Genomic DNA, 1747 nt, shown 5'->3' on the forward strand with positions numbered 1-1747 from the left:
TTGAGAGTAGACCTCTCAAAACTAAACAAAGTTTCGACTGTGCAGTTTCCGTAAGTTAGTTTGGCTTTGACCCCAAAACTAACAGTTCCTTAGAAAGGAGGTGATCCAGCCGCAGGTTCTCCTACGGCTACCTTGTTACGACTTCACCCTAATCATCTGTCCCACCTTAGACGGCTGGCTCCTAAAAGGTTACCTCACCGGCTTTGGGTGTTACAAACTCTCATGGTGTGACGGGCGGTGTGTACAAGGCCCGGGAACGTATTCACCGCGGCGTGCTGATCCGCGATTACTAGCGATTCCAACTTCATGTAGGCGAGTTGCAGCCTACAATCCGAACTGAGACTGACTTTTAGAGATTAGCTTGACCTCGCGGTCTCGCAACTCGTTGTATCAGCCATTGTAGCACGTGTGTAGCCCAGGTCATAAGGGGCATGATGATTTGACGTCATCCCCACCTTCCTCCGGTTTGTCACCGGCAGTCTGACTAGAGTGCCCAACTGAATGCTGGCAACTAATCATAAGGGTTGCGCTCGTTGCGGGACTTAACCCAACATCTCACGACACGAGCTGACGACAACCATGCACCACCTGTCTTAGCGTCCCCGAAGGGAACGTCTTATCTCTAAGATTGGCGCTAGATGTCAAGACCTGGTAAGGTTCTTCGCGTTGCTTCGAATTAAACCACATGCTCCACCGCTTGTGCGGGCCCCCGTCAATTCCTTTGAGTTTCAACCTTGCGGTCGTACTCCCCAGGCGGAGTGCTTAATGCGTTAGCTGCAGCACTGAAGGGCGGAAACCCTCCAACACTTAGCACTCATCGTTTACGGCGTGGACTACCAGGGTATCTAATCCTGTTTGCTACCCACGCTTTCGAGCCTCAGCGTCAGTTACAGACCAGAGAGCCGCCTTCGCCACTGGTGTTCTTCCATATATCTACGCATTTCACCGCTACACATGGAGTTCCACTCTCCTCTTCTGCACTCAAGTTCCCCAGTTTCCAATGCATTTCTTCGGTTAAGCCGAAGGCTTTCACATCAGACTTAAAAAACCGCCTGCACTCGCTTTACGCCCAATAAATCCGGATAACGCTTGCCACCTACGTATTACCGCGGCTGCTGGCACGTAGTTAGCCGTGGCTTTCTGGTTGGATACCGTCACTACCTGGCCAGTTACTACCAAGTACGTTCTTCTCCAATAACAGAGTTTTACGATCCGAAAACCTTCTTCACTCACGCGGCGTTGCTCCATCAGACTTTCGTCCATTGTGGAAGATTCCCTACTGCTGCCTCCCGTAGGAGTTTGGGCCGTGTCTCAGTCCCAATGTGGCCGATTACCCTCTCAGGTCGGCTACGTATCACTGCCTTGGTGAGCCGTTACCTCACCAACTAGCTAATACGCCGCGGGTCCATCCAAAAGTGATAGCCGAAACCATCTTTTAAATCAAAACCATGTGGTTTTGATTGTTATGCGGTATTAGCATCTGTTTCCAAATGTTATCCCCCACTTTAGGGTAGGTTACCCACGTGTTACTCACCCGTCCGCCACTCGTTCCAACATCTTCTTCCGATGCAAGCATCTTCCGTAAATGTCGAAACTCGTTCGACTTGCATGTATTAGGCACGCCGCCAGCGTTCATCCTGAGCCAGGATCAAACTCTCATATAAAAGTTTGAGTTAGACTCAATTTTAAATTCATTAACTAGCGAATTGACTTCGCAAATGTTCTTTGTAGATAACGACCGAAATCG

Annotated in this window: 1 rRNA gene; it reads right to left on the reverse strand. The window is 49.9% G+C overall.

What is annotated here, in order from left to right:
- Positions 1 to 93: 93 nt before the first annotated feature.
- A 16S ribosomal RNA gene (locus tag OCU21_RS11145) occupies positions 94 to 1664 on the reverse strand.
- Positions 1665 to 1747 lie beyond the last annotated feature (83 nt).

The sequence above is a fragment of the Lapidilactobacillus luobeiensis genome (assembly GCF_024345205.1).
Classification (GTDB): domain Bacteria; phylum Bacillota; class Bacilli; order Lactobacillales; family Lactobacillaceae; genus Lapidilactobacillus; species Lapidilactobacillus luobeiensis.